Raw genomic sequence first — 4,850 nt, forward strand, 5'->3', positions numbered from 1 at the left:
AACACCGCTCCAACGTGTTTGATACCTGGCTGGAACAGGACAAGATATCCTGCCTGCCTAACTATGCACTACCTGCGGTGATCTCCCCAACGGCATTTACCTCGATGGTGCCGAAATCGCTCTATACTGCCGAAGAAGATATGAACGAGTACGAGTTCAAGGTAGTGTGGGCACTGTCGGAGCTGGGCAATGTAAAGTGGTGGCACCGAAATATCTCCAGACTGGGCTTCCAGATTAACGGTCCCGTTCATGCTTACCCGGACATCATCGTGATGCTCCACAGTGGGAAGATCCTGATGGTGGAGACAAAGGGCGACCACCTAGACAACGATGAATCCAAGGAAAAAGCCAAAATCGGCGACCAGTGGGCGAAGCTGGCCGGAAAACAGTATAAGTATTACATGGTGTTTGAGACCAAGCAGCCGGACTATCCAGGAGCGTATTCTATGGAGCGGTTTATGGAGATTGTGAAGGGATTGTAACACATTCAGACCGCGGTGAGGACAAACTATGGATTTTATAAAACTTCCAGAAAATTCCGAAAAACTTCTGCTAGAACTTATTCAAGCCGACAATCCAGTCCAAATGCTAGGTGTTCGTTTTGAACAGGCATCTCAGCGAGACGATGATGAATTGCGCGGTATGCTTAGAGAACTGCGCGAAAGAGGATATATCAATGTGCAGTGGGCAGATAATGTACCCTATTACCTTACGCTAACTAATTCTGCCAGGACTTATAGGGAACAGCTTGCTGAATACGAAGCTCAGAAAACAGCACATTTTTCGCAAAAAAAGAAGGTGAGCCCGATTATTTTCATAAGTCATCGTTCAACGGATAAAGCAATTGCTGATATGCTACTTGATTTTTTCTCAGGTACAGGAATACCGCGCGAAACTGTGTTTTGTTCCTCATTACCTGGCAATGACATAAATGAAAAGATTTCTGGAGAAGTAAAAACTGCCTTGAAAAAAAGTGTAGTCAACATTGCTATTCTTTCAACTGACTACTACCAAAGTGCCTACTGCTTGAATGAAGCAGGTATTCTGTGGTATCAGGATGATGTGCCGGTAATTCCAATTGCGTTGCCAGAAATCAATTCGAGCAATATGTATGGTTTCTTAAGTAATGAGTATAAATTGCGCAGATTGGATTCCGATACGGACATTCCTTACATTTACGATGTTGTAAGCGAAGCGGTTTCTGCGCCACGTACAAAAGTCGGAATTATTACACATGAAAGCGCTAAACTCAAAGGGAGATATGCCGATTTTCTAAAGACAAGGGAATCGCAAACATTTGAACCTTCCGTTATGTTATCTTCTGATCGTTTGGAAATTACAACTGATGATGAACGGATTGTGCTGTATTACATAATCCGAAATAACGTTCGTAAGGTTTCTAAAGATATGGTTAGAACTTGGCTATATACTGACGAGATTTTCGAAGTTAATATCGACAATGCCTTTGATTTGCTATCCTCCGTTGGTGGCGGTTCCGTGGTTGATGATACGCTGGAATTGGGGATTGATTTATTTCGAAAATACTCCGCAAACGCACAGTCTCTGCTCACTGGATTGAAGGAGTATGTAGATAAGCATAGAAAATTAGCCTCTGATATGTTTATGAAACTATGGAACGCCAATACATTGGACTCAGTAACGCTTTTATTTATTTGCTACATTGTTGATGAAAGAATCGAGTCTTTTGGCGATCGTTGGATGGCGGAAGGACAGATTAGAAATATTCAGCAATGGGAGATCAAGCATTCACTTGACTCTACTCTTTCAAGCAACTATGGGACTTCTCTACAGTTTTTAATTCAAAATAACCTCGTTCATGAAAGCAGTTGGACAAGTTATGGGAATCCACGGGAATATTCTCTGTATCCATCAATACGAAACTTGCTTTTTAACTGTCCAAAAGGAATACAAGAGGCGCTCCAAGCAATCAAAGATAAACATTATCAAGAGTTGCCATTTTGATCTTATTACCAAAATGCCGCGCACCGGTTCGAAAACTGGTGCACGGCATTTGCTTCTACATTTGCCCACTATTATACCATGTGAAAATGCTTTAGTGCATCCATAATCGCCGCTTCCTTTTCCGGCGGACACTGCGGCACTTTAGCATCTTCCTTCTTTGACAGGTTATAGTTCTGTCCCACATCCAACCCGCACTTCCGCTTGACCTGGGAGATATACAGGCTGGACACCTTCAAACCATACTTCTCCAGCACATATGCCTTAATCTCATCATAGGTAGCCTTGCTCTCCGCCGCTGTCAAATCCAGCTCGTCCAGATTCAGCTCTACTTCGATATGTTGCTTTGTATTAAGTTTGGACAAAAGTACTACCGTCTCGACGTGATGAGTGTGGGGGAACATATCCACCGGCACAAAGCGGCGCGCCTGATAGCCTTGCCGGGCAAACAAGGCCACATCCCGGGCCAGCGTTTCGGGGTCACAGCTGACATACACCACCCGTCGAGGTGCCATACGCACCACCGCTTCGATACAGGCAGGCGTACTGCCCGCCCGGGGCGGGTCCAGAAAAACCACATCCGGGTGCAGAGCTTTGGCAGCCGCTTCCCGCATCCATTCTGTGGCATCGGCACAGAAGAAACGTGCATTCTGCAGCCCATTCCGGCGGGCATTGGCCACTGCATCCCGTACGGCGGCAGGGTTACGCTCCACACCGATCACCTGCCCGGCCTGCGGAGCGGCACACAAGCCGATGGTCCCGATTCCGCAATAGGCATCAATCACCAGTTCCCGGCCGGTCAGACCGGCCAGTTCCATAGCCGTCCGGTAAAGGACCTCGGTCTGTACCGGGTTGACCTGATAAAAACTGCGGGAAGAAATAGCAAACCGAAGCCCGCACAAAGTATCCAGCACAGAACCGGGACCGTACAGAACCTTTTCCCTGTTGCCCAGCACCGCACTGGTCAAAGTGGGGTTGATGTTCTGCACCACGCCGGCCACCCAAGGCGCCTTTTTGCGCAAGGCCGCACAAAAGTTGCGGCTCCCGGGCAGTTCCGGCGTTGGGGTGACCAAGGTGACCAGCACGTTTCCGTCCCGGGTTCCACGAAGTACCACATGGCGCAGTAATCCGGTGCGGCGGTCCTCATCAAAGGCAGTCCACCGGCAGCTGCGCGCCGCCTCCAGTACGGCCTCCAGGGTACGGTTGAGCACCTCGGCCTGCAAAAGGCAGTCGGACCCCGGCAGCACACGGTGGGTTCCCTCCGCATACAAACCGCAGACCAGCTTGCCCTGCTTCATGGCAAAGCTGGCGATGGCCTTGTTGCGGTAATGCCAGGGTTCCGCCATCCCACGCACAGGTTCTACCGGCGCAAAACGCCCCAGCAGTTTTTGCAGCCGGGCATGTTTGTCCGCCAGTTGTTTTCCATAGGGAACTGCCAGCAGCGGGCACCCGCCGCACTTTTGCAGAAAATTGGAACAGATTTTTGTCATAACTTTTCCCCCGCCACCGATTTGCCCGCACTTGCACGTTGTGCTACAATAGAAACAAAGCATGTGCCCTTATGCAGGGCCATATATTGTACCATGCCAGGAAACGGAGGCAAACCGATGAATGTACTGTTGATCAATGGCAGCCCGCACAAAAACGGCTGCACCTATACTGCTTTGACTGAAATTGCCGGTGTTCTGCAAGAAGCCGGAATCGAAATCACCATTTTCCACATCGGTGCAGCGCCGGTGGGCGGCTGCGTGGGCTGCGGCGGATGCGCCAAAGCCGGCAAATGTGTATTTGGCGGTCCGGTCGCCGATGTACTGCCGCTGGTGGAAAAAGCCGACGGCATCGTATTTGGCGCGCCGGTACATTACGCCATGGCTGCAGGCAGCATGCTGGGCTTTATGCATCGCCTTGCCATGAGCGGCGGTGCGTACCTGCGCCACAAACCGGCCGCAGTGATAACAAGCGCCCGTCGGGCCGGAACCACCACCGCCCTGGAGGCCATGGAAAAGGTACCGCAATTCTTTGAGATGCCGCTGATCAGTTCCACCTACTGGCCCATGGTACACGGCGGCAATGCCGAACAGGTAGCCCTGGACGAGGAAGGCTGCCAGATCATGCGCAACCTGGGCCGCAACATGGCCTGGATGCTGCGCTGCATCGAAGCAGGCAAAACGGCCGGCATTCAGCCCCCGCAGGCAGAAGCCGGCAAAAAGACCAGCTTTATCCGCTAAATCATCGACAGGGTCCGGACGCTGTACGTCCGGGCCCTGTTTTTATCCCAGCAAAGCGCGGACGATCAGCCCATACAGCTGCCAGCCTACCAACGCAAATCCGCTGCCGAAGGCAAGCCCCGCCAGCACATCGCTGATATAATGTACCCCGGTAACCACCCGGGAAACCGCAATCAAAAGGGCCAGCACCGCCAGCACCGCCCCCAAAGGTGGATTGCAATAAGCGGCCACTACCGCGATGGCCGCTGCGGAAAAACAGTGCCGGCTGGGCATACTGCGGCCTTTTTCTTTTTTGGGGAACAGCGGCTGATATCCCAGTGTGGTATAGGGGCGGGCACGGTTCAGATAATTCCGCAGCGCACTGCCCGTCCAAAAGGCCGCCGCCGGGACCAGCGCCGCGGGGATCACCATGGCCTGCCGCCGGGCTGCCAGCCAAAGCAGCAGCCCGCCGTACAGCAGGTATACGCCCGCCACCGCGCCGCGGCTGACAAGATACAATCCCCGTTTGGCGGCCGGACGCGCCTGAAACCAGGCAATCACAGCACGGTAACGTTGTTCATTCATGAGCGGCCCTCCTGCATTTTCTGGTATAAGGATAGCATCCCGCAAAAGGCTTGTCAAACGCAGTCGCTTACGTTTATA

General features: G+C 51.7%; 4 protein-coding genes and 1 pseudogene. 3 read left to right on the forward strand and 2 right to left on the reverse strand.

The genetic code is table 11. The features are described 5' to 3' along the window. Positions 1–482: pseudogene (locus tag H6B10_RS12575) on the forward strand (DEAD/DEAH box helicase); the annotation flags it as partial. 28 nt (positions 483–510) lie between these two features. Beyond that, on the forward strand, positions 511–1,983 hold the full coding sequence (locus H6B10_RS12580) for a toll/interleukin-1 receptor domain-containing protein (RefSeq protein WP_204651924.1): 1,473 nt from the start codon (positions 511–513) through the stop codon (positions 1,981–1,983). Between the two features lie 71 nt (positions 1,984–2,054). On the opposite strand, the gene rlmD is transcribed toward H6B10_RS12580, so the two are convergent. Beyond that, positions 2,055–3,470 (reverse strand): 23S rRNA (uracil(1939)-C(5))-methyltransferase RlmD, encoded by a 1,416-nt coding sequence (gene rlmD / locus H6B10_RS12585; RefSeq protein WP_204651925.1) that lies wholly within the window; start codon positions 3,468–3,470, stop codon positions 2,055–2,057. A gap of 117 nt (positions 3,471–3,587) precedes the next feature. On the opposite strand from rlmD, the gene H6B10_RS12590 reads away from it, so the two are divergent. Then, positions 3,588–4,208, forward strand: coding sequence for a flavodoxin family protein (locus tag H6B10_RS12590; protein WP_204651926.1), 621 nt, complete (start codon positions 3,588–3,590; stop codon positions 4,206–4,208). Positions 4,209–4,250: 42 nt separating this feature from the next. Here the strand turns inward: H6B10_RS12590 and H6B10_RS12595 are convergent, their stop codons facing one another. Next, complete coding sequence (locus H6B10_RS12595) at positions 4,251–4,772, reverse strand: phosphatase PAP2 family protein (RefSeq protein ID WP_204651927.1); 522 nt, start codon at positions 4,770–4,772, stop codon at positions 4,251–4,253. Between the last annotated feature and the right edge of the window lie 78 nt (positions 4,773–4,850).

The sequence above is a fragment of the Gemmiger formicilis genome (assembly GCF_016901605.1).
Classification (GTDB): Bacteria; Bacillota; Clostridia; order Oscillospirales; family Ruminococcaceae; genus Gemmiger; species Gemmiger formicilis_B.